This is a genomic window from Azospirillum sp. B506 (genome assembly GCF_000333595.1).
Classification (GTDB): domain Bacteria; phylum Pseudomonadota; class Alphaproteobacteria; order Azospirillales; family Azospirillaceae; genus Azospirillum.
Window position 1 is genome coordinate 1 of sequence record NZ_BADK01000707.1, and the last position, 2,131, is coordinate 2,131.

Below are 2,131 nucleotides of genomic sequence, written 5' to 3' on the forward strand. Positions count from 1 at the left end.
CATGCGGGTGGACAGCGCGGGCAACGTCTCGAAGCGCTTTTCCGGCGCCGGCTTCCACTTTGCCGCTTCGGCGGAGGCTGCCCGCGCTGGATCGTCTATGAGGCCTTCCGCACGCCAGGCAAGATCCACAGCCAGATGGCGGAGATGCCGGACGGCACCGCGTACTTCTCCATCGCCCGCACGGTGGTGAAGGCCGGCGGCGGCCATCGCAGCCCGCCGCAGCAATTCGCTGTGGCTTTGGGCTGCGACGTCCAGCATGCCGCTCAAGTCACCTATGCGGACGGGTTCGACCTGACCAACACCGATGCCGCCACGCCGATCGGGGTGAACTGCCGGCTCTGTCCGCGGCTGGACTGCTCGCAGCGGGCATTCCCGCCGCTGAATCATCGGCTTATCGTCGATGAGAATCTGCGCGGCCTGTCGCCCTACCTGTTCGCGCCGCCCAGCGCCGAGTAAGTCGGGAATTGACCGGGATCAATGTTATACGAAAATATTAGTGTTGTTTTCCGGAAAGCCCGTCATTTGACTGGTATAAATCCGTGGCCTTCGGTCGGGATTGTTGATAGGTTTCGGCCGTTGCGTCGCGGCAGCTCCGCATGCGTGTTTGCGCACCGGCCACCTGAACGCAGCGTCCCGGACTTCTGTATTGAACATTGCCAACAGAGCTTGGCCTCGACAGGTTTTGGAACGCCCCATGAGCAACTTGATCAAAGAGCGCGTGCTGACCGTTCACCACTGGACCGACACGCTGTTCAGCTTCACCACCACGCGCGATCCGTCCTTCCGCTTCCTGCCGGGGCAGTTCACCATGATCGGGCTGGAGGTCGAAGGCCGGCCCCTGCTGCGCGCCTACAGCCTCGTCAGCGCGCATTATGAGGAGACGCTGGAGTTCTTCAGCATCAAGGTGCAGGACGGCCCGCTGACCTCGCGCCTGCAGCACCTGAAGGAAGGCGACACGCTGCTGGTGAACCGAAAGGCGACCGGCACGCTGATCGCCGACAATTTGCTTCCCGGGCGGAACCTGTATCTGCTGAGCACCGGCACCGGTCTGGCGCCGTTCCTCAGCATCATCAAGGACCCGGAGATGTACGAGAAGTTCGACCGGGTGATCCTGACCCACGGCACCCGCACCGTGGCGGAGCTGGCCTATGACGACCTGATCCACCACAGCCTGCCGGAGAACGAGTTCTTCGGCGAGCAGGTGAAGGAGAAGCTGCTCTATTACCCGACGGTGACGCGCGAGCCCTTCCGCAACCAGGGCCGCCTGACCACGCTGATGGAGACCGGCAAGCTGTACGAAGACCTCGGCCTGCCGGAGCTGGACGCCGAGAAGGACCGCGTGATGATCTGCGGCAGCCCGGCGATGCTGGCCGAGACCACCGCGATGATGGAAAAGCGCGGCTTCGCCATGGGCACCAACGGTGAGCCTGGCGGCTTCGTCATCGAGAAGGCGTTTGTCGAGCGGTGAGGGGAGCGCTGAGGGGAGGGCGTATCCTATTTTCCACGGAATAAACTCCCCCTCCCGCCGGTTTACCAATCCGTGACGACGGCACGTCACTCAATCCTTGACCGACTGGGCGCATCTCCTCCGGGGGATGCGCCCATTTTCTGTCCGCCTCCGTGAATAAAATCGGCGTCCGGCCTGTTGGTGCGACGGTCGCCGTTCAAACCGTCAAGCCTTTGGTGTAGACATCCCGCCCATGCGCCTGATCCTCATCCTCGCCGCGCTGCTCGTCGCCGGCCTCGCCAATCTCGCCGTGTGGTCCCTGCCGAACCTGCCGGTGCCGCTCGACCCGCCGCCCGGCGGCAAGCTGCGCAGCGTGTCCTTCGCGCCCTTCCGCGACGGGCAGAGCCCGCTGACCGGCGTGCTGCCCTCCACCGTCCAGATCGAGGAGGACCTCGCCGCACTGGCGCCGCAGGTGGCCGGCATCCGCACCTACACCTCGCTGGAAGGCTTGCAAGTGGTGCCGGAACTGGCGCGCAAGCATGGCATGCAGGTCACCATGGGGGCGTGGCTGTCGTCGCGCACCGACTAGAACGAGGCGGAGATCGCCTCGCTGATCGACCTCGCCAACCGCTATCCCGAAGTCATCACCCCGCGTCATCGTCGGCAACGAGGGTCTGCTGCGCC

The 2,131-nt window shown here is 64.4% G+C and carries 3 protein-coding genes; all 3 read left to right on the plus strand.

What is annotated here, in order from left to right; all coding sequences use genetic code 11:
* On the plus strand, positions 1-456 hold a 456-nt coding region (locus tag I71_RS21110; RefSeq protein WP_042697659.1), incomplete at its 5' end, for a DUF2083 domain-containing protein.
* Between the two features lie 238 nt (positions 457-694).
* The gene (locus I71_RS21115) at positions 695-1,468 is read left to right on the plus strand and encodes a ferredoxin--NADP reductase (protein ID WP_042697662.1); all 774 of its coding nucleotides are present in this window, start codon (positions 695-697) and stop codon (positions 1,466-1,468) included.
* Positions 1,469-1,700: 232 nt separating this feature from the next.
* Positions 1,701-2,036 carry a hypothetical protein gene (locus I71_RS21120; protein ID WP_042697665.1) on the plus strand — a complete coding sequence of 112 codons (336 nt, stop codon included), beginning with the start codon at positions 1,701-1,703 and terminating at the stop codon, positions 2,034-2,036.
* Positions 2,037-2,131: the final 95 nt, after the last annotated feature.